This window comes from Streptomyces sp. NPDC007205 (genome assembly GCF_040634095.1).
In the GTDB taxonomy this organism is placed as follows: Bacteria; Actinomycetota; Actinomycetes; order Streptomycetales; family Streptomycetaceae; genus Streptomyces.
This window is the reverse complement of record NZ_JBEYEW010000005.1, coordinates 66,851-88,312: the sequence shown is the minus strand read 5'-3', so window position 1 is coordinate 88,312 and position 21,462 is coordinate 66,851. Positions and strand designations below refer to the sequence as shown.

The following is a 21,462-nucleotide window of genomic DNA, read 5'->3' as shown; positions in this document are numbered from 1 at the left end:
TCACCGGTTGTCTCCGGCGAGAGGGTGGGCTGCTGTGATCTTTGCCCCACGCCGTGTCGTAGCGTGCGGAGTACTTACGGACACGAGGAGACGGTGATGACGCAGCGGGCGCTGATCGTGGGTATCGGGGGCAAGGAGCCGCAGATCGATCCGGAGGCGTTCGTGGCGCCCACGGCCTCTGTCATCGGCGATGTCACGCTGCACGCGGGGGCCAGTGTCTGGTACGGCGCGGTGGTGCGCGGGGACGTCGAGAAGATCACCGTGGGGGCGCAGGCGAATGTGCAGGACAACGTCACGTTGCATGCGGATCCCGGGTTTCCCGTGCACGTGGGTGAGCGGGTGTCGATCGGGCACAACGCGGTGGTGCACGGGGCGACGGTCGAGGACGACTGCCTGATCGGGATGGGGGCGACCGTGCTGAACGGGGCCGTGATCGGGGCGGGGTCGCTGGTCGCGGCTCAGGCTCTGGTGCCGCAGGGGATGGTGGTGCCGGCGGGCTCGCTGGTGGCGGGGGTGCCGGCGAAGGTGAGGCGGCCGTTGAGCGAGGAGGAGGGGCAGGGGGTCACCCTCAACGGCACGATGTATGCGGAGTTGGCGAAGGCGCATCGAGAGGTGCACGAGTAGGCCGTTCGGCGGGTGCGGGTGCGCGGAGGATGCTCGCGCCCACGCGGCGGAGCCGCATGTCGATACAGCCCCGCGCCCCTTCGGGTTGGCTCAATCCCCGGCGCTCACGGGTTCTGCCTCTCGTTCCGTCGGCTGAGCCTTCTTCGCCTTGCGCTTGATGATCAGCATGGAGGCCAGACCGATCAGGACCGCCGCTGCGAGCCCCACGTACGAGAACTTCTTCAGCCAGTCCTCGGCGACGATGCCCACGTAGTAGATGACGGCCGTGGTGCCGCCCGCCCAGCAGATGCCGCCGAGGACGTTGGCGGTCAGGAACTTCCAGTACGGCATGTGGAGGACGCCCGCGAGCGGGCCCGCGAAGATGCGCAGGAGGGCGATGAAGCGGCCGAAGAAGACGGCCCACATGCCCCATTTCTCGAACGACCGCTCGGCGGTGGCCACATGGCCCTCACCGAAGTGCCTCGGGAACTTCCTGCCGAGCCAGGCGAGCAGCGGGCGGCCGCCCTTGCGGCCGATCGCGTAGCCGATGGAGTCGCCGATCACGGCGCCGGCGGTCGCGCAGGCGCCGAGGACGACCGGGTTGATCCCGGAGTGCTGGGAGGACATGAGCGCCGCCGAGACCAGCACGATCTCGCCCGGCAGCGGGATGCCCAGGCTCTCCAGACCGATCACCAGGGCCACCACGGCGTAGACGGCGGCCGCGGGCACCGTGTCGAGCCATTCCTGGACGTGCACCGCCGGTTCCTCCCCTGTCGCCGTCCCTGTCTTCCGGGACGCCGCATGTAAAGGACGTCCCAAGGGAAGGCTACCTGGTCGGCGGCGAACGGCGGCTTGCGCGCCTGCCCGGCGGCACCGTCCCGCCCTCACTCCTTCGGTTTTCGGACATCCCGGTGTCACACGGGAGGGGAAGGCTCCCCGCGGTTCAGCCCGACCCGCCTCCCCCAGGTCCCCGCACGCGGGGGCCGCTGCGGAAGGACGACGTCCCCGTGTCCTCAGTGTCCGAGTCCCCCTCGCTCTCCGCTCCGCCGGGCACCGCTCCGCAGGCCGCCGCCCGGCCCCCGTCCCTCCTGGCGGCCCGGCACATACGGCTGGTCCTGTGCCTGGCTCCCCTGCTGCCGGCCGCCGGCTGGGCCGTCGCCAACCGGCCGGTGATGGACGAGGGCGTCCGGCGGCTCGTCGCGGCCGACCCGTGGTGGCTGCTGGCCGGGGCCGCTTTCACCTGCCTGAACTGCGTGGCGGCCTCGTGTGTGCGACAGGGCGCCCTGCCCGACCGGCTGCCGCCGGGTCTGCTGCTCGCCTCGCAGTTCGCCGCCGGTGCCGCCAACCACGTGCTGCCCGGCGGGCTCGGCGCCCATGCCGTCACTCTGCGCTTTCTGCGGGGCCGCGGGGTGCCGGCCGCCCGGGCCACCGCGTCGATCGGGCTGTACTCGCTGGCCAAGTCCGGCGCGAAGACGCTGGTGCTGCTGGTGTTCCTGGCGGCGTCACCGGCCTGGCGGCGCCTCGGTGAGCTGGTACCGGACGGGCGGCTGCTGGTTCCGGTCGCCGCCGTCGCGGGCGGGGCCGTCGCGATGGCGGGAGTGCTGCTGACGGTCGTACGGCCGCTCCGGCGGCCGGTGTCCGGGCTGCTGCGCTCCGCCCTCGCCGATGCGCGGGAGGTGCACACCCGGCCGTCCCGGGTGATCGCGCTGTGGGGCGGGGCGGTCGCGATGCCGCTGGTGCAGGGGACCACGCTCGCCTGTGTCGGTGCCGCGCTCGGACTGGGGCTGCCCTGGGCACACGTGGTGCTCGCCTACCTCGCGGCGGGCACGGCCGTCGGGGCGGTTCCGGCGCCGGGCGGGCTCGCGGTCGACGCCGCGCTGGTGTGGACGCTGGTCGCCTTCGGCTCCCCACCGGCGCCCGCCACCGCGACGGTCGTCGGCTGTCGGGTGCTGACCGACTGGGTGCCGCTGCTGCCGGGCGCCCTGACGCTGTCGGCACTCATCCGGGCGAAGGTGCTCTGACGTTCCGGTCACTCCCGGCGCGCCACCAGGCGGTAGGCGTTGGACAGGCCGAGGCGGTGGGACAGGGGCCGTAGCGCGAAGCGGTCCAGGAGCGTGGCGGTGATGAGCGCGGGCACCCCCGCGAGGAGGAGGGCGGTGCGCGCGGCGCGGCGCAGGGCACCGGGCGGCTCGGGCAGCCAGGGGACGTCCTCGCGCGGAGCGGTGTGGTCGAGGGCCAGCCAGACGGCGGCGAGCAGGTCGACGGGGTCGTGCGCTTCGGCGTGCTGCTCGGCGACCACCGTGAAACCCAGCTCGGTCAGCCGCCGCCGCAGGCCCGCGACGGGCATGAAGTGCAGGTGCTGCGGCTGCAGCCAGGGCAGCCACCAGCGGCCGAGCAGCCGGGCGTAACGGCTCTGCGGGTCCGGCACCTCGATGAGGAGGTGCCCACCGGGGCGTACGGCCTCGTGGGCGGCGCGCAGTTCGCGGTCCGGGTCGGTGCTGTGCTCCAGGTAGTGGAACATGCTCACCACGTCGTAGCGGGCGGCGAGTTCGGGGGCGAGGGCGGGAAAGGCGCCGCGGTAGGCGTGGTCCACGCGGCCTTCGCGGGCGGCGAGTTCGACGCCGTCGGTGAAGTCGAGCCCGTCGAAGGAGGTGTCGGGCAGGACGGTGCGGGCGGTGGCGCAGAAGTGGCCGTGTCCGGTGCCGACGTCCAGCCATGTCTTCGGGGCGGGGTCGTGCGGGAGCATCGCCTCGGCGCGGCCCCGGTACATGGCGGTACGGCCGCCGAAGGTACCGCTCATGCGCTGTTCGCCGAGGCCGTCGTAGAAGTCCCGGTAGTAGAACTCCAGGCCTTCGTCGGTCAGCTGGGGGTTCTGGAAGGTGTGGCCGCAGTCGGCGCAGTGGTCGAGGGTGAAGCGGCCGGGCTTGTGCTGGAGCAGGTCGGTGGTGCGGAGGCGGGTGGCGAGCCGGTCCGAGCCGCACCAGGGGCAGGTCTCGCGCCGGGGTGCGAAGAAACGGTCGGTTCCCGCGGCCAGGTCCCGCTGGTAGGCGGGGCGCAGGGCGGCGATGCGGGACTTCTTGTCGTCGTTGTCGCTCATCGGGCCTCCGCTGCCAGTCGTTGGAGGTGGGCCGCCGCTGCCCGGGCGCCGCCCGCCGCGCGGAACGCGGTGCGGATCCGGGCGGCGGCGGCCCGGTGGGCGGGGTCGGTGAGGACGGTGTCGAGGGCGGCGCCCAGCCGGTCCGCGCGGACCCGGCCGAAGCGGAGGCGGACACCGGCGCCCGCGTCCACGACCTGTCCGGCCACCACGGGCTGATCGTCCCTGATGGGTGCGACGAGCAGCGGGACGCCGTGCCACAGGGCCTCGCACACGGTGTTGTGCCCGGCGTGGCAGACGACGGCGTCCATCCTTTCCAGCAGGGCGAGTTGGGGCACGGACGGCAGCACCAGGACGTCCTTGTCGTCGGGTGGCACCGCGAGGGCGCCGCCCGGGTCGGTGATCACCGCCTGTACGCGGTCGGCGCGTTCCCGCACGGCGGTGAGGCACTCGGCGAGGAACCGGTCGCCCGCGTCGGCGTTCGCCGTGCCCAGGGTCACCAGGACCTTCGCCCGGCCGTGATCCAGTCGTTCCCAGGGGAAGCCGGGGCCGTCCGGGCGGCCGGCGAGCGAGGGACCGACGTAGTGGATGTGCTGCGCCAACGGTGCCTGGGGGCCGATGAGTTCGGGTGTGCTGAAGATCAGCAGGAGATGCGGCGAGAACCGTGGATCGGCGGTGCCGGACGGGGCGCCGATGTGGGAGCGCAGCTCGGTGAGGCGGTGCCGCACCCACTCGGCGACCTTCGGCAGGCCGTCGTAGGCGCCGGAGAACTCGGCCGAGGTGGTGGCCGAGGTGGCCCAGGGCAGCCGCAGGCGTTCGGCCACCAGGGCACCGGCGAAAGCCTGTTGGTCGGCCACGACCACGTCCGGGCGGAACGCCTGGGCCGCGGCGCGGACACCGGGCGCCATGGCATGGGCGAGTGGCAGCAGGTACCCCTCCCACAGGAACTTCAGCGCCTCCGCGCCCCGCAGGTCCGGAGGTCGTACGACACCCTCGGCGCCCGGCACGGGGCCCGCGCACCCGGACACCTCGGCGTCCGGGCCCGCGAGCCGCCGCACCAGCGCCGGGTCGGGGCACACCCAGGCCACCCGGTGCCCGCGCCCGGCGAGCCGGGCGGCCACGCCGACGGCCGGGTTGACGTGCCCGGTCAGTGGCGGCACGACGAAGAGGAAGGCGCTCATCGGACGCCCGCCCCCGCGCGGATCAGGTCCAGGATGTGTCCGCCGACGGCCGCGGGCGCCTCCACCAGCACCGAGTGCTCGTGTCCGGGCAGCACGACCGCCCGGTAGTCCGTCAGCAGCGCCTGCTTCTGGGGCACCAGGCGGGCGAGATCCGACTCGCCGCCGTACACGCCGAGGACCGGGCAGCGTACCGATCTGATGGCGTCCTCGGTCAGCACCCGGCTGGCGGGGATGTCCCGGTCGAGGGTGGTCTCGCGGGCGAGCCGGGCCGCGCCCTTGGCCAGCCGGGCCGTGTTGTGCCCCCGGTGGGCGGTGATCCAGGCGACGGCGTCGGGCTCGTTGTGCGCGAGTTCGGTCATGACCCGGTCGAGGATGCGGCCGAGTTTCGCCGCCCACGCGGCGGTCGCGGGCTCGGACTCGATCAGCGTCAGGCTGGCCGCGCGCTCGGGGTGCCGTACGGCGAAGCCGAAGGCGATGGTGCCGCCGTAGGAGTTGCCGACCAGGTGGACGGGCCCGGTGACGGCCAGCCGGTCCAGGAGGGCCTCCAGATCGTCGATGTTGTCGTCGAGGGTGTAGCCCTCCGGCGGGCGCTCGCTGCGGCCGTGCCCGCGCAGGTCGTACATGACCACGTCGAGTCCGGCGGCGGCGAAGGCGGGCGCGACGGTGAAGTAGTAGCTGGCCAGGCTGTCGGTGAGCAGACCGTGCACCAGCACGACCGTGCCGTGCGGGGTGCTGTCGCCGGCCGGGGCCATGCGCTGGACGTGCAGCCGGATGCCGCGGGCGTCGACCATCGCCATGGCTCAGCCCGCCTGTGTGGTCTTGGGGTGGGTGGTCTCGGGGTAGGTGGTCTCCGGGTGGGTGGTCCTGGGGTGCGTGCTCTTCAGGCTCCACACCACGTACTCCACCAGCCGGCCGACGGTCAGCTCGATGATCTCGTCGAACTCCATGCCGGCCAGGAACTCGGCGAGGTTGACCCGGGGCCCGTACCGCTCCTCCAGCAGGCCGGCCAGGGTGACGAGGTCGATGCTCTCCAGTTCCAGGTCGCGGTTGAAGGTGGTGGACAGGCCGATCACCACGTCGTCGTCGCCGTACTCGGCCAGCACCGTGCGGAGCATGCCGGTGACGTCGGCGAGCACGGCGTCGACGGTGGGCTGCGTCCGCGCCGGATGCGCGGGGTTCGACGGGAACGGATGTGTGGGGTTCATCGACAGTGCTCCTCGGCTGCTTCGTGGGGGTGTCCGTCGTCGGCGCCGGGACCGGTCGTCCAGGCCGTCACATAGGCGCGGTCCGGCAGGGCGGGCGGACTGGCCACCGCCGCGCAGTGCACGGTGTAGACGCGTTCCAGGCGCCCGGAGACCAGCAGCCGGCTGCCGTCCGGCGCGGTCTCCAGCACCGTGAAGTCCCGTGGCCGGCCGGCGAATCCGACTCCCTCGGCCTTGGCGACCGCCTCCTTGGCGGCCCAGAACCGGGTGAACCACAGGGCCCGCGGATCGGGGCCGTCCTCCGACCGGGCCCGCAGGAGCCGCAGTTCGGTCCGGCCGAGCGCGGTGGCGAGGGTCGCCGGATCGCACTCGGTGACCTCTTCGATGTCGATGCCGGGGCCGGGCCGCGGGGTGTGCGGCCGGACGATCGCCACGCCTGCCTCGGCGCGGTGGGCGAGCGAGACGTCCAGCGGGGGCAGGGCGCGGCCGTGCACTCCGGTGACGTACGGACGCCCCGACTCGTCGTTGCGGACCCGTAGTTCCGCCGGGAAGACGGGTCCCTCGCCGTGCTGCCAGAGCCACTGCCGTACGGCGTCCTTGACGGCGATCCGGCCCAGCAGCCACTGCCGACGGCCGCGCGGCGGGCGTTCGGCGTACTCGGTGCGTTCGGCGCCGCCGAGCGAGTTGCGCATGATCAGCTCGCGTGAGGCGAGGTCCGGCCAGCGTTCGTGCACCAGTGCCCAGCCGCCGGGCATGGCCGCGGACAGGGTGTGGCGCTCGGGGAAGCGTTCGACGGGGCGGGTCGTCGGGTCGTTGTCGAAGCGGCGGTCCTGCCAGCCGCCGATCACCGCCCACACCCGTCCGCCGACGGTCAGCTCCGCGTCGGCCTCCAGGACGGTGTCCGTGAGGGAGGTGATCCGCAGCACGCAGCCGACCTCGGTCCCGGGCGCCGGGTGCGGTCCGTGGAACCGTATGTGCCGCATCCGCACGGGGAAGACGACGGTCCGCTCGGTTCGGGTCGCCATGATCCAGTAGCCGAGGAGCTGCCCCACGTTGTCGAGCAGGGCACCGGGGCCGGGGGGCACGGTGATCACTCCGCGAATGTGCCGCTCGCCGATCGCGGTGAGTTCGGTGAGTCCCTGGAACCCGGGGCCGTGGAACATCCAGCGCTCCCGGTAGATCTGGGCCGCGGTGTGCTCGGGACGGCGTTCGGGCGCCTCCGGGAGGGAGCTGGGCGGGGGCGGTGCGGGGTGGTGCGGGGCGAGTTCGACGACGGCGCGGGCGGTGGGGCCGAAGGCCACGGTGACGCGGTGGGGGTGGCTGGGGGCCGGGGTGACGGTGACCTGGATGTCGATCGAGGGTGTCGCGGTGAGCCAGCGGTCGAAACGGGCCTCGTGCACGGCGACCGCCCGCAGGCCGGCGGCCGCCGTCTCCGCGGCGTCCATCATGTGCCGGACGATCGTGGTGGCGGGAACCACCGGCCAGCGGTCCTCGACGTCCGGCCAGCCGGGGCGCTGCGGGAAGAAGCAGTGGTCCAGGAGGTGGGGCATGGTCCGGGGGGAGACGTGGACGGTGGTGGCGGCCGGGGTGGGCACCGCGAGGAGGGGCGCGGTGGAGGTGCGCTCGGAGAGGGGCAGCTCGGAGGGGGGCAGCTCGGAGAGGGACGGTGCGGAGGGGGACGGTGCGGAGACGGACGGTGCGGAGAGGGACGGTGCGGAGAGGGACGGTGCGGAGACGGACGGTGCGGAGACGGACGGTGCGGCGCCGGTGGTCCCGGTGAGGGTTGGTGCTGCGCGGGTCGGGCCCGCGAGGGTCGGCACGGCGGGGGCGGCGTCGGCGGCGGGGCGGCGGGCTGCGCTGATCAGCTGGGCTGCCGTCTCGGCGGTGTCCCGCAGCAGTGCGGCCAGCTCGGCGGCGGCCGGGAAGCGCGCGGCGAGTCCTTCGAGTTCACCGAAGGCGGGCCCGCACGGAGAGTTCGGGGGCGGGGGCGGCGTGGGGGGTGTGCCGGTCGGCCCTCGGCGGGCCGGGGGCGTGAGGTGTGCGGCGGTCGGTCTCGGAATGGTCGGCGGCGTGACATCCGCGACGGCCGGTGCCGGGCGGTCCCGGGGCGCGAGCTGCGTACCGGACGGTCCCGGGCGGCCCGACGACGGGAGGCCCGCGGCGGTCGGTCTCGGACGGGGCGACGGCGTGACGTCCGCGATGGGCGGTCCAGGGTGGCTCGGGGGCGCCGGGTGCGCCGCAGACGGTCCGGGGCCGTGCGTGGAGGCGGGTTGCGCGGACGCTGATCCTGGGTGATCAGCGGGCGCCGGGTGCGCGGCAAGCGGTCGCTGGTGGTGCGTGGGCGTGGGATGCGCAGAGGCTGGGTTCTGGTGGTCCGGAGATGCCGGGTGCGCGGTGCGGGACCCCGCGCGCAGTTCCGCGCGGAGTGCGTCGAGTACCGGCCCGTCCAGCGAGACCAGGGCGGCGCCGAGATCGAGCCGGACGGGCGGGCGCCGGCGTACCGGAACAGGTGCCGCGGCGCGGGGCGGCACCGCCGACGAGACCGGCGGCCCAGCGGGGCGCGCCGGCACCGCCGGCGACACGGGCGCCGCCGTCGAGCGCAGTGGCACCGTCGGTGAGACCGGCGCCCCTGCGGTGCATGGCGGCACCGTCGGTGATACCGGCGCCCCGGCCGCCCACAACGCCGTTGCCACCCGGCGGAGTTGAGGCATGCCGTCGCGCTCGGGCACGTTGGCTGCGATGGTCAGGTGGTCGCGGTCGCCGAGGGTGTCGCCGATCAGCGAGGTGAGCCGGCCGGACCCCGCCTGGACGAAGACGCGGTGCCCGGCGGCGTAGAGGGCCTCGGTCAGCTCGCGGAAGCGGACGGGTTCCAGCAGGTGCCGTACGAACAGCTCGCGTACCGCCGGCTCCGCCCGTGGGAAGGGCGCGGCGGTCGTCCCGGACCACACCGGCACGGTCGGCGGGTGCAGCCGGAAGCGGTCGGCGGCCTCCTTGATGGGCGCGAGGTACGGCTCCAGCATCGGCGTGTGGAAGCCGGAGCGGAAGGGCAGCACCTGGCAGATCACCCCCTGCCCGCGCAGGGTCCGCACGAACCCCTCGACTGCCCTGCCGGGTCCGCAGACCATGGACTGGCGGGGCGCGTTGTCGTGGGAGAGCACGATCCCAGAGCCTGCCCAGGACTCGGCGAGCGCGGCGCGGACGTGTGCGGCCGATGTGCCGAGGGCGGCGAAGGCGAGGCCGGGGACGGTGACCGCGTCGGGGTCGAACCCGGCCATGAACGCGTCCACTTGGTCCGGCGCGTACAGTCCGGCCGCCGCCATGGCCGTCCACTCGCCCACGCTGTGCCCGGCGACCGCGTCCGGTACGACACCCATACGGCGCAGCGCCTGGTCCAGCAGCCGGCCCACGCCGACGACCCCGAAGCCGTGTCGTCCTACGTCACCGACCCGGACATCCGTGCCGGGCGACGGGGTGAGGCCGAAGTGGGCGGCGATGTCGTCGGTGCGGGGCGTGAAGTCGCCTTCCAGGCCGGGGAAGACGAACGCGAGCCGGCCGCCGGGCCGCCCGAGCAGCGGGGCCGGCCGGAACCACACGTCGCTACGGCCCTGCCAGGCACCGCCCTTGGCGACCGCGCGGCGGGCCAGGGCGAGCCGCTTGGCGGTCGGGGCCACGATCCCGAGCCGGACCGGGCCGGCGCCGGTGTGCGGCCGGGCGGGATCGAGACCGGCGCCGAGGACGGCCGAGTCGTCGGCGGCGAGGGCGACGGCGAGGTCCGCCACGCTGCCGGCGGCGAGCAGCAGGATCCGCTCGGGCTCGGTGACGCGGGCGGGAGCGGACGCGGAGCGCGGACCGGGCGGCACCGCCTTTCCAAGCCCAGGACGAACACCCGTGGCCTCCTCCGGAACCGAACCCACAGGCACTGCCCCCACCGGCCCGGAACCAGCAGGCGCAGCCCCCACCACGACCGAACCCGCAGGCGCAGCCCCCACCGGCTTCGAACCAGCACCCACAGCCCCCTCCAGCCCGGCGGCGGCACCCCACACCTCCGCCGGCGCCGCACGGCCCCCCGGTGCCTCCTCCAGCACCACGTGGGCGTTGATCCCGCCGAAGCCGAAGGCGTTCACGGCGGCTCGGCGGACGGGTTGCCGTGGGCCGGTCTCCCAGGGGCGGGCCCGGTCCAGGGTGCGGAAGCGGGTGGCGGCGAGCGCGGGGTGGGGGGTGTCGCAGTGCAGGGTCGGCAGGAGGGTGCCGTGGTGGAGGGCGAGGGCGGCCTTGACCAGGCCGGCGACACCGGCGGCCGGCATGGTGTGGCCGATCATCGACTTCACCGAGCCGAGGACCGGGCGGGCGGCGCCATCGTCGCCGTAACCCGCACCCGGCCCGAACACCTCGGCCAGAGTGGCGAGTTCGGCCGCGTCGCCGGCGGGCGTGGCGGTGCCGTGTGCCTCCAGGAGGCCGACGGAGTCCGGTGCGGCGGGGTCGAGTCCGGCGGCCCGCCAGGCCTGCCGCACGGCTCTGGCCTGCCCGCCCGGGTCCGGTGCGAGGAGCCCCGCCGTGCGGCCGTCACCGGCCACGCCCGTGCCGCGGATCACGGCGTACACGCGGTCGCCGTCGCGTTCGGCGTCCGCGAGCCGCTTGAGTACGACGACGCCCGTGCCCTCGCCGACGAGGATGCCGTCGGCGTCGCGGTGGAAGGGGCGGATGCGCTGGGTCGGGGACAGGGCGCGCAGCTGGGCGAAGACGCTCCAGAGGGTGATGTCGTGGCAGTGGTGCACTCCCCCGGCCAGCATCAGGTCGCAGCGGCCGGTGGTGAGTTCGGTGACCGCCTGGTCCACGGCGACCAGGGAGGAGGCGCAGGCCGCGTCCACGGTGTAGGCGGGGCCGCGCAGGTCGAGCCGGTTGGCGATGCGGGAGGCGGCGAGGTTGGGGACCAGGCCGATCGCGGACTCAGGGCTGTCGGGGCCGAGCCGTTCGGTGAACGCTGCGTGGATCCGGTCGAGTTGGGCGGTCGACAGGTCCGGTAGCAGCTCCCCCAGGGTGCGTGTCAGCTGTGCGGCGGTGCGGACGCGCTGGTCGAGTCGGGCCAGGCCAGGGGTGAGGTAGCCGCCGCGGCCCAGGGCCACACCGATCCGGTCCCGGGCCGGGAGCCGGTCCTCGCCGCCCGCGTCGGCGAGCGCGGCGGCGGCCACGTCGAGGGCGATCAGCTGGTCGGGCTCGGTGCCGGGCACCGAGGCGGGCATGATGCCGTACCGGGTGACGTCCACCTCGGCCAGGCCGTCCACGAAGCCGCCGCGCCGGCAGTACACCTGGCCGGCGACGGCGGGGCCGGCGGCCGAGCCGGGCCGGTAGTAGGCGGGGTCCCAGCGGTCCGCGGGGACGTCGCGGATCGCGTCGACACCGTCGCGCAGGTTGCGCCAGTAGGCGTCGAGGCCGGGAGCGCCGGGCAGCAGCACCGCCATCCCCACGACGGCGACGGAGACGGGGACGGAGACGGGGACAGGGACGGGGATGGGGACGGGGACAGGAGCCTGACCTGTTGTCATATTCACCAGGCCGACGCGGTGTAGACGACGGCACAGGCCGACGGTTCGCCCCAGGCGAGTTCCCGCAGCAGGGCCGCGGTGCCCTCGTCCGGGTCGATCAGCTGGATGCCGCGCCGGGCGTACGCGCGGCCGAGTTCCGCGCCCACCATGCCGCCGTGCGTGGCGGACGGCGCCCAGGGCCCCCAGTGGACGGTCAACGTGCGGGCGCCCGTGCGGGCGGCCCGGTCGGCGCCGAGCGCTTCGAGAGCGTCGTTGGCGGCGGCGTAGTCGGCCTGGCCGCGGTTGCCGAGGACGGCGGCGATGCTGCCGAACAGTACGGTGAACGCGGGAGCGCCGGGCAGGTCGTCCAGGGCGGCGAACAGCGCGGTGGCCCCGGCCGTCTTCGTGCCGTACACCCGCTGGAAGGACTCGGGGGTCTTGTCGGCGATCAGCCGGTCCTCGATCACTCCGGCGGCGAAGACGACTCCGTCGAGCCGGCCGTGTTCGGCGTGGGTCTCCTTGACCGCCTGCAGGACGGCGTCCCGGCTCCGGAAGTCCACCGAGCGGTAGCGGGCCTCGCTGCCGAGCGCGCGCAGTTCCGCGAGGGTCGTGCCGATCTCCCGCTGGGCGAGGATCAGTTCGGCGGCCCGGCTGATCCCGGCGGGGCCGGGCGCGCCGGGCTCGGCGGCGAGCGCGGCCCGCAGCTCGACGGGGGTGCGGGCGGCGGCCGTGCGCGGGTTCTCGGCCGCGGTGGGCGCCGGCGTACGGCCCAGCAGCTCGAGCCGGCACCGGCAGGCGCCGGCCAGCGTGGCGGCGAACCTCGCGGTGATGCCCCGGGCGCCGCCGACGAGCAGCACGACCGAGTCCCGGTCGAGGCCGAGCGCGGCGGCTTCGGCGGCGCCGTCCCCGGCCGGCCCGGCACCCGTTGCGGCGAGGGTGCCGAGGGGCGCGGGCAGCAGCGCGAGCCCCTGCCGGGCTCCGGTCGCCGTACGCAGGACGACGGGGGCCGGTTCGGGTGCGCGCAGCTCGGCGAGCACGGCGTCGGCGACGGCCGCCGGGGCGGTGTCGGCGACGGCGACGACCCGTGCGAGCAGATCCGGGTACTCGCGCGCGACGCTGCGGAACAACCCGTCCAGGCCGGCCGCCCGCAGCGCCGCGGTGCGGTCGGCGGCCCGGACGGCGAGCAGCCGGCGCGGGCCGCATCCGAGCGCCGCCCGGAGCACCGGGAAGGCGTCCGGCAGCACCGGGAGGTCCGGGCCGGGCAGCGCGCCGAGGTACACGACCGCGTCGACCGGGCCGTCCGCGGCGGCGAGGAGATGACCTCGCTCGAGGATCACGGCATCGGCGCCGTGCGCCACGAGTCGCTCCGCGACCTCGGCCGCCGCGCCCTGACCGTCCCCGAGAAGGGCGATCCGCCGGCCGACCAGGTCGGAGGCTTGGCCGGCGGCCGGGTCGGAGGCTTGGCCGGCGGCCGGGTCGGGCTCCGGAAGAGGCACGGGGCGCAGCTCGTACCGCTGGGGCGGCACGCCGAGGGCAGGGATGAGCGACGGCTCGGACCGCTCCTCGGCCCGCCCGCTCCCCTCACCGGTGTGCGCGCCGGCCCGCGCCGTCAGCCAGGCCGTCACCGCCGCCGCCGTACGCGCCTTGGCCAGCTCCTCCAGTTCGGCGTCGGCCAGGACGGCGGAGCCGCCGGCGATGCCCAGGCGTCTGGCGAGTTCGCCGGCGATCTCGGCCCGCTTGATGGAGTCGATGCTCAGGTCCGCCTCCAGGTCGAGGTCGGGCTCGATCATGTCGACGGGGTAGCCGGTGCGTTCGCTGATGATCTCCAGGACGACCCGCCCCACGTCGTCCACCGTCTCCTCGATGCCCGGCTCGACATGCAACTCGGCTTCCACGGATGGCAGTTCGGGTGTCGCCGCCTGCGGTGGCGGCACGGGTGCGACGGGTGCCGCCGGTACGGCGCCGGGCGGGGCGCCGAAGTAGGTGAGCAGGACATCGCGCTGGGCGGCGATCATCTCCCGGCTGGTGCGCAGGAATTCGGAGATGAGCGCGTCCCGGTCGGCCGGGGCGCCGTACGGCTGGTCGGTGGTCACGGTCGTCTCCACGACTCGTCGGGCCGGTGCGAGGGCACCGGGCAGGAGGGCTCCGTCGGCGGTGCGGACGAGGTGTCCGTCGACCGTCCAGCCGGGCCGTCGCGGCACCGGGGTGCGCAGCGCGTCGACGGCGTCGCGGCCCCGCAGGAGCCAGGCGGTGCGCACCGGCTGCCCGGCGACGGCGAGCCGGGCGAGGGCGTCGAGCCAGCCGCGCAGGCCGCTGTCGGCGGTCGGTTCGCAGGCGACCGTGCGGTGCGGGCGGTCGCCGAGGATCCGTCCGACCAGCCGGGTGAGGACCGTGCCGGGGCCGGCCTCGACGAAGACCCGCGCGCCGGCCTCGTACATCGCCTCGATCTGGGCGGCGAAGGCGACCGGGGCACCGATCTGGGCGGCGAGTTCGGCGCGCACCTCGGCGGGGTTGTGCGGGTAGGGCGTGGCGGTGCGGTTGGCCCAGACGGGGAACTCGGGCGGCCGTACCGTCTTGTCCTCGAGCACCTTGGCGAACCGTTCCCCCGCCCCGGCCACGAGCGGGCTGTGGAAGGCGCAGGCAACCGGGATGCGCCGCGCGCCGAGCCCGGCGTCGCGCAGCAGCCGTACGGCCGTTTCGACATCCGCCGTCGGTCCGGAGATCACCGTCTGGTCGGGCGAGTTGAGGTTGGCGACGACGACGGAGGCGGGTGCCCCGGTCGTGCGCAGGGTGTGTACGACGGTCCCGGCGGGTGCGCCGACGGCGGCCATGGTGCCCGAGTCGTCGCCCGCCGCCGCCAGGATCGCGCCGGCCCGCTCCGTGCTCAGCTCCAGCAGTGTCTCGGGGTCGAGGGCGCCGGCCGCGGCGAGGGCGACCAGCTCGCCGTAGCTGTGCCCGGCGGCCTGGTCGGGGTGGACCCCGGCCGAGGTGAGGAAGGCGTGGGCGGCCAGACCCGCGATGCCGAGGGCGGGCTGCGCGGCCCGGGTGTCGGTGAGGGCCGCCCGGCGCCGCTCGCGGGCGGTGTCGTCGAAGGCGGCCGGCGGGTGGACGGTGTCGGCGTACGCACGCCCGAGGTCCAGGTAGTACCGCAGCTCGGGGAGGTGCACGAGGAGGTCGGCGAGCATGCCGGGGCGCTGGCTGCCCTGACCGGGGAAGAGAAAGGCGACCTTGCCGCACGCCGCGCCCACGCCCTCCCCTTCCACCGGCCCGGCGACCTCGCCCGGTGCCACCCTGGTGACCTCACCCGGCGCCGGCCCAGCGACCTCACCCACCCCCGTCCCAGCGACCTCACCCACCGCCGGCGCCGCATCCTCACTCATCGTCGGCCGAGCGACCTCGCCCACCGCTGACCCAGCTACCCCGCCACGACCGGGCCCCCCGACCTCACCCTCCGCCAGACCTGCGACCTCACCGCACGCCCACCCCGCGACCTCACCCACCACCGACCCGGCGACCTCACCCACCATCGACCCGGCGACCTCCCCACCCAACAGCCCCACGGCACGGCCCTCTCCCGGCCCCGCGACATGGATCCCGGCGGCCGGATCGCGGTCGCCGGTGAGGAGGCGGTGCAGCTGGGCGATCAGTTCCTCGGTGTCGCGGGCGACGATCGCGGCCCGTACCGGTTCGTGCGAGGTGTCGGCGCGGTGGGCCGCGGCGAGGGCGAGGTCGCGCAGGCGCCAGGGGCGGCCGGCGGTCTCGGCGGCTCGGAGGAGGTCCGCGGCCTGGCGGTGGGCCGCCGCCGTGTCCCTGCCCCGGAAGAGGAACAGCTCGGCCGGCCAGGCGTCCAGGGCCTGCCGGGGCGGTACGGGCCCGGCGTGGCCGGCGAGGACTGCGTGGAAGTTGGTGCCGCCGAAGCCGAACGCGCTGACCCCGGCGAGGCGTTCGGCGGGCGGTGCCGTCCAGGGCCGGGCGCGGGTGTGGAAGACGAACGGGCTGTCGTCCTCCGCCCAGGCCGGGCTGGGCCGCTCCAGGTGCAGGGTGGGCGGGGTGATCCCGGTGTGGAGGGCGAGGGCGGTCTTGATCAGGCCGGCGAGCCCTGCGGCGCACTTGGTGTGCCCGATCTGCGACTTGACCGAGCCGAGCGCACAGCTGCCGGTCTCCGCCCCCGCCGCCGCGAACACCTCGGCCAGTACGGCGAGTTCGGTGCGGTCGCCGACGACCGTACCGGTGCCGTGCGCCTCGACGAGGCCGACGTCGGCGGGCGAGACACCGGCATGGCGGTAGGCCCGCTCCAGCGCCGCCCGCTGGCCCTCGGGGCGGGGCGCGGTCAGACCGAGTGAGCGGCCGTCACTGGCCGAGCCGAGGCCCTTGACGACGCCGTAGATCCGGTCGCCGTCCCGTTCGGCGTCCGCGAGCCGTTTGAGGACTACGCAGGCCACCCCCTCGCCGAGGGCGATGCCGTCGGCCGAGGCGTCGAAGGCACGGGAGCGTCCGGTCGGCGAGAGCGCGTGGACGGAGGAGAACAGGACGAAGTCGTTGATGCCGTTGTGCAGGTCGGCGCCGCCGCACAGCACGAGGTCGCTGGTGCCGGAGACGAGTTCCTTGCAGGCCACGTCGAGGGCGGCGAGGGAGGACGCGCAGGCGGCGTCGACGGTGAAGTTGGCGCCGCCCAGGTCCAGCCGGTTGGCGATCCGGCCGGAGATGACGTTGGCGAGCATGCCGGGGAAGGAGTCCTCGGTCAGGCGGGGCAGCTGCTCCTCGACGCCGTCGGGGACCCTGCCGTAGTAGGAGGGGAGGACGGCGCGCAGGGTGACGGCGTTGGACAGGTCGCTGCCCGCCTCGGCGCCGAAGACCACGGAGGTCCGTGAGCGGTCGAACTCCCGTCCCCGTTCGCCGAGTCCGGCGTCCTCCAGTGCCCGGCGGGCGGCCTCCAGGGACAGCAGCTGGACGGGTTCGATGCTGCCGAGGGACGCGGGCGGGATGCCGTAGCGCAGCGGGTCGAAGGGGATGCGGGGCAGGAAGCCGCCCCACTTCGAGGCCGTGCTGCCCGCGGTGTGGTGCACGGACGGGTCCCAGCGTTCGGGCGGTACCTCCGTGACGGCGTCGCGTCCGGTGACGATGTTGGCCCAGAAGGCGGCCAGGTCGGGGGCCTCGGGGAACATGCAGGCCATGCCGACGATCGCGATGTCCAGCGGTGCGGGCGGGGCGAGCGGCACCGGTTCGGCCGGGGTGGGCGGGCTCGGGCGCGCGGCCCGCCGGGTCAGGAAGTCGGCGGCGCCGTCGGTCACCGAGCGGTGCAGGTCCGCCAGGGTGGTGGTCGCCGAGCGCAGGACGGCGACCTCGCCGGCCATGAACATCCCGTCGGCGAGCTGGCGTTCCTCGCCGACGGCCGTCAGCGCGCCGTCGGTGCCGCGCTCGACGCCCTTGCTGGCGAGGCGCAGCCGGCCCACGTTGAGCCGTTCCAGGCTCTCCCAGATCTCGCGGTCGGGCAGGCCCCGCGCCCGTAAGGCGGCCTCCCGGGTGCGGTAGTCGCCGGTGAAGGGGCTCGGGACGCAGCGGGTGGCGTGGCCGGGGGCGGTCTCCAGCAGGGCGGTCGTGGTGGCGGTGAGGACCTGCCGCTGGAAGAGGGACCGGATGGCGCCGTGCGCGACGGCCTCCTCGGTGAACAGGTAGGCGGTGCCCATGAGCAGGCCGACGGCGGCGCCCCGGGCGGTGAGCGGCGCGGCCAGGGCCGCGACCATCGCCGCCGACCGCTCGTCGTGGACGCCGCCTGCGAAGAACACCTCCAGCCGACGGGCGGTGCCGTCGTCGGCGTCCGCCAGGAAGTCTTCCAGTACGGCGAGTTGGGCTTCCCACAGCGGGAAGGAGGCCCGCGGCCCCACGTGCCCACCGCACTCGGAGCCCTCGAACACGAACCGCCGCACACCCGCGTCCAGGAACTGCCGCAGCAGTCCCGGTGAGGGCACGTGCAGGAAGGTGCGGATCCCGGCCCGCTCCAGCGTCTCGGCCTGGGCGGGCCGTCCGCCGGCGATGATCGCGTGCGTGGGCCGCAGCTCCCGTACGGCGTCGAGCTGGGCGTTCCTGATGCCCTCGGGAGCGAAGCCGAGCACGCCCACGCCCCAGGGCCGCCCGTCCAGCACGGCCCGGGCCTCGGTGAGCATCGACCGGGTGCGCGCGCCGTCGGCGAGGGCCAGCGCCAGGAACGGCAGCGCCCCGTCCTCGGCGACGGCGGCGGCGAAACCGGCCTGGTCGCTGACCCGGGTCATCGGCCCCTGTGCGACGGGGAGCCGGGTGCCGAGTGCCCTGCTCATGGCCGACCCGGGGCACAGGGCGAGCGCCGGATCGCCGTCGGCCGTACCGCGCAGCGCCGCCGACACCGCCCGCACCGTCCGCCGTACGTCCCCGTACCGTTCGGCGAAGCGGGCCGCGAGGAAGCCGTCCTGGCCCACGGGCAGCAGCCGGCCGCGCAGATCGCCGGCATCCAGCAGGGACGCGACCGCCTCCGGGTCGTCGGCCGGCGGGCACGGGGCGTCCGGTCCCCGGCGCCGCAGGACCCGGTGGCCGCCCAGCAGCACCGTCTCCGAACCGTCCAGGGAGCGCAACACCGAGCGGACCGTCTCGGGGAGGCCCGATTCGGCGAGCAGGGCCAACTGGCTGTCGAGGACGACCCCGGCGGCACCCCCGGCCACGGCGGCGGCCCCGGTTCGCGGCCCGATGCCGCCGCAGGCCCAGACCGGAACACCGCTCAACTCGTCGTCGCCCAGCAGCTGTTGCAGCAGCACGAAGGTGCTGAGCTCGCCGACCCGGCCACCGCTCTCGCCGCCCCGGGCGATCAGCCCCCGGGCACCGGCGTGTACGGCGGCGCGTGCCTGGCCGATGTCCGTGACCTCCGTCAGCACCCGGCAGGACGCATCGAGTTCAGCTGAGCTCCAGGTGGTGTCCGGGGTGAGGACCACGGTGTCGGGGGCGTCGCCCACCTCGGCCGGGGACAGGGCGCAGCGGCCGGTCACCCGGACGCCGAAGGGTCCCGGAGCGGCTCGTCTCAGCCGCGCCAGCTCCTCCCGGGATCTTCGGTCGCCGGTGCCCAGGTCGAGGATGCCGAGCGCACCGGCGGCACAGGCGGCTGCGGTGAGACCGGCATCGGGGGCTCCGAAGGGAGTGAGGCACAGGACGAGGTCATGGGCGCGCACAGGCGAGGTCATGATGCTCCGGCACGATCGGCGAGACAGCACGGTGGGGGGTGTGTGCGGCGGAACGCTCTGGTGCGAGGGCACCGGAACCTAGCCTCGGCCTACTCACGGGTCAATAACGTTGCGCCCTTTTCGCGTGCGGTGACATCGATTCGGCCAGCGGGATGAATTCCCCACAAGAACCGGAAAACGCTGCCATTCCCCTCATGGGTGCGGGCGCGGGGACCACCCGGATCCACGCGCCACACCCCCATGAACTCCGGCAAAGTGCCCGCCTGTTTCGCCGCGGGCTCACCCGTCCGCCATGCGCCGGGACATTCGCGGGAAGTCTGTAAATTCCGTATGCCGCCGGCGCCGTGGCCCGAACGCGGCCGGCGTCGGGTGTCAGCCCGCGACGTGTCAGCGGAGCCCGGTCCCCGGGGCCGTGGGGACGGCGGCGACCGGGCCGGCGATCGACGGCAGGCCGTCACGCACCGGCACCGGCACCGGCACCGGCGGATGGACGCGCGGATGGACGCGCTGCCTCGGCACCGCCGGCAGGGCCTCACCGGCCGCGGCCGGCGGCAGAGCCTCACGCACCCCGCCCGAGGGAAGGGCCTCGTGGACCGGGACCGAGGGAAGGGCCTCCTGGACCGCGCGTAGCGCCTCGCCGGGCGTCACCGCCCGGTGGCGTCGGCGGCCGTGGTCGGCGCGGACCTGAGCGATCCGGGTCTCGTTCGCCTCCCCCGGCTCCCCCGGCTTGCCCGACTCCCCCGGCCCTGTCCCTCCTGAACGACCGGGCCCTCGGCCGTCGCCCTCCGGCTTGCCCCGTGAGGCGCCCCCGTGCGGCGCCGGGCCGGCATCCCCCTTCGCGAACCCCGGCTGACGGTCACCGGGCGAGCCCGCACCGTCCGTTCCCCCGGCCGCACCGGGTACACCGGGACCGTCCGGACCGCCAGGCGCACCCGGCGCCGCGTCGGGCCGCCGCAGTCCGTCCGGACCCGGGTCCACGACCCAGCGCTGTTCCGGCGAACCGTCGCGCGGGACCAGCCCGACACGGGCGGACGTGCCACCGGAGTCCGCAGTGAGCGCGAGGCCCGTGGGCCGGCGGAGCAGGATCTCGCCCCGCACGGTGAAGTCGTACGCCACCTCTCCGGCGTGCACGACGCACCCGGCCAGCACGACGTTCTTCGTCCCGGGGTCGGCGGCCAGGCACAGCGCCGGATCGGCGGCGCTGCGCAGCAATCCGTCGTCCTGGTACGACCACTGCTGGGAGGCGGCGGACGAGCACGGCGCGAGCGCGACACCCGCGCCCGCCTCCACGGCGTTCCCGCGCACGTCGAGGCAGCGGCCGGAGGCGAGGCCGCGCAGGCTGCCGTGGGCGATCTCGGCGGTTGCGCCGACGGAGGCGGCCGAGGGGGAGGTGCCGGACCGGGCGCCGGTGCCGCCCGGTCGCGTGGTGCGGCCGGCCGGTGCGCCCCAGGTGGCGCCGGGCGCCGGGACAGCGTTGTCATCGGACCAGCTTCTGGCCGCGAGCACGGTGGCGAGCAGCGCGAGCGAGGCCAGCCCGACGCCGACGGCCAGGGCGGTGCGGTGGCGTCCGCCGGTGCCGGTGCGGTGCCTGCCTCCGCTCCCCGTTCCCTCCTGGCCGGGCGCCGGTGCGGGCGGCACCTCCTCGACGGCGTCGTACCCCGGGCGGGAGTCGAGATAGCGGCGGGCTCCCCAGCCGAGGACGGTCTCGGCGAGCAGGAGCCCGAGACCGTCGTCGATCAGCCCGAAGGTTTCGGCGGCGTGCCGGCAGTACGCGCAGACCGTCAGATGCTGTCGCACATCCGGCAGCAGGGCGCCGCCACGGCGTATCGGGACGTCGAGGAGCCGGTTGTAGAAGCGGCATTCCCGGGAGGGCGCGAGTTCCCGGTGGGCGCGGACGCAACCGGCGCGGAATTGCTCGCGCGCCTGCTCCAGGGCGACCGTCGCGGTGGCGTGGTCGATCCCCAGCAGACCGGCAGGTATGTTTATCGGCTCTGCTTCGACCTCGGTGTGCCACAGAAGGCATTGCGAGGCGCCGGGAAGGGCCTGGAATGCGCGTTCCGCGAGTTGCCGCCTTTCCGGCGTTCCGGGCTTTGTCGCGCGCAGTCCGCGACCGCCGGCGGGTTTGCGCAATTCAGGCAGGGTCGCACAGGCCGCGTCGTCGTCCGCCCAGGCGCGGACGAGGTCGCGGACGGCGACCAGCAGTTGCGGGCGCAGGGCGCCGCCCACCGCCCCGCCCGCCACGCGGCCGAGGACTTCGTGGAAGGCGGCGGTGGCCACGAGGTGGGCCGTGGGACAGGCGGAGGTCAGACAGACGACGGCGTAGTCCCGGGCGGCCCGCCAGTGGCGGGCCAGCAGCAGGGCGACGGCGTGGTGGCGGGCTGGGTGCGGGCCGCCGAGCAGGGCGGCGAGATTACGGTCGGACTCCCCGGTCGAACCGGGCAGCGGTGGATACGGCGGGCGTGGGGGGTGAGGGGACTGCACGGAACCATGTCCTTTCCAGCCGCAGGACAGCACCCGAAATGCCGTCCTGTCGGAAAGCAGTGCATTGGTGCATACCTGAAGGGCCGGCCTTGACGCTCGGCGCCTGCCTTTGCCCTCCCGCGGGGAGGCTCACCTTCGCACACGCGGCTGACAGGAAACAAGAAGTTCGATTGA

The 21,462-nt window shown here is 75.1% G+C and carries 10 protein-coding genes; 2 read left to right on the top strand and 8 right to left on the bottom strand.

Going from position 1 to position 21,462, the window contains the following annotated elements; all coding sequences use genetic code 11:
• Window positions 1–96 precede the first annotated feature (96 nt).
• A complete protein-coding gene (locus ABZ624_RS11370; RefSeq protein ID WP_360085439.1) occupies window positions 97–624 on the top strand; it encodes a gamma carbonic anhydrase family protein in 528 nt (175 codons plus the stop codon).
• Window positions 625–714: 90 nt separating this feature from the next.
• Here the strand turns inward: ABZ624_RS11370 and ABZ624_RS11365 are convergent, their stop codons facing one another.
• Window positions 715–1,359 carry a DedA family protein gene (locus ABZ624_RS11365; RefSeq protein WP_360085436.1) on the bottom strand — a complete coding sequence of 215 codons (645 nt, stop codon included), beginning with the start codon at window positions 1,357–1,359 and terminating at the stop codon, window positions 715–717.
• A gap of 260 nt (window positions 1,360–1,619) precedes the next feature.
• Between ABZ624_RS11365 and ABZ624_RS11360 the strand changes: the two genes are divergently transcribed.
• Window positions 1,620–2,624: a lysylphosphatidylglycerol synthase transmembrane domain-containing protein gene (locus tag ABZ624_RS11360; protein ID WP_360086040.1), complete on the top strand. Its 1,005-nt coding sequence runs from the start codon at window positions 1,620–1,622 to the stop codon at window positions 2,622–2,624.
• Between the two features lie 8 nt (window positions 2,625–2,632).
• Here ABZ624_RS11360 and ABZ624_RS11355 read toward each other — a convergent pair whose 3' ends face one another.
• From ABZ624_RS11355 to ABZ624_RS11325, 7 genes are all read right to left on the bottom strand, one after another.
• A complete protein-coding gene (locus tag ABZ624_RS11355; protein WP_360085433.1) occupies window positions 2,633–3,700 on the bottom strand; it encodes a class I SAM-dependent methyltransferase in 1,068 nt (355 codons plus the stop codon).
• On the bottom strand, window positions 3,697–4,878 hold the full coding sequence (locus ABZ624_RS11350; protein WP_360085430.1) for a glycosyltransferase: 1,182 nt from the start codon (window positions 4,876–4,878) through the stop codon (window positions 3,697–3,699). Before ABZ624_RS11350 ends, ABZ624_RS11355 begins: the two co-directional genes overlap by 4 nt.
• Window positions 4,875–5,675 (bottom strand): alpha/beta hydrolase, encoded by an 801-nt coding sequence (locus ABZ624_RS11345; RefSeq protein ID WP_360085427.1) that lies wholly within the window; start codon window positions 5,673–5,675, stop codon window positions 4,875–4,877. The genes ABZ624_RS11350 and ABZ624_RS11345 overlap by 4 nt, the downstream gene beginning before the upstream one ends.
• Before the next feature lie 3 nt (window positions 5,676–5,678).
• The gene (locus ABZ624_RS11340) at window positions 5,679–5,993 is read right to left on the bottom strand and encodes an acyl carrier protein (protein ID WP_360086037.1); all 315 of its coding nucleotides are present in this window, start codon (window positions 5,991–5,993) and stop codon (window positions 5,679–5,681) included.
• 86 nt (window positions 5,994–6,079) lie between these two features.
• On the bottom strand, window positions 6,080–11,623 hold the full coding sequence (locus ABZ624_RS11335; protein WP_360085424.1) for a beta-ketoacyl synthase N-terminal-like domain-containing protein: 5,544 nt from the start codon (window positions 11,621–11,623) through the stop codon (window positions 6,080–6,082).
• Between the two features lie 2 nt (window positions 11,624–11,625).
• Entirely contained in the window at window positions 11,626–18,807 is a 7,182-nt protein-coding gene (locus ABZ624_RS11330) for an SDR family NAD(P)-dependent oxidoreductase (protein ID WP_360085421.1), read from the bottom strand.
• A 387-nt stretch (window positions 18,808–19,194) separates the two neighbouring features.
• Window positions 19,195–21,288 (bottom strand): RICIN domain-containing protein, encoded by a 2,094-nt coding sequence (locus ABZ624_RS11325; RefSeq protein WP_360085418.1) that lies wholly within the window; start codon window positions 21,286–21,288, stop codon window positions 19,195–19,197.
• Window positions 21,289–21,462 lie beyond the last annotated feature (174 nt).

What these genes read in the sequence shown, in the direction of transcription:
- ABZ624_RS11345 (WP_360085427.1), bottom strand. Translation starts at nt 5,675, where the DNA reads ATGGCGATGGTCGACGCCCGCGGCATCCGGCTGCACGTCCAGCGCATG.
- ABZ624_RS11330 (WP_360085421.1), bottom strand. Translation starts at nt 18,807, where the DNA reads ATGACCTCGCCTGTGCGCGCCCATGACCTCGTCCTGTGCCTCACTCCC.
- ABZ624_RS11350 (WP_360085430.1), bottom strand. Translation starts at nt 4,878, where the DNA reads ATGAGCGCCTTCCTCTTCGTCGTGCCGCCACTGACCGGGCACGTCAAC.
- ABZ624_RS11355 (WP_360085433.1), bottom strand. Translation starts at nt 3,700, where the DNA reads ATGAGCGACAACGACGACAAGAAGTCCCGCATCGCCGCCCTGCGCCCC.
- ABZ624_RS11335 (WP_360085424.1), bottom strand. Translation starts at nt 11,623, where the DNA reads ATGACAACAGGTCAGGCTCCTGTCCCCGTCCCCATCCCCGTCCCTGTC.
- ABZ624_RS11370 (WP_360085439.1), top strand. Translation starts at nt 97, where the DNA reads ATGACGCAGCGGGCGCTGATCGTGGGTATCGGGGGCAAGGAGCCGCAG.
- ABZ624_RS11340 (WP_360086037.1), bottom strand. Translation starts at nt 5,993, where the DNA reads ATGCTCCGCACGGTGCTGGCCGAGTACGGCGACGACGACGTGGTGATC.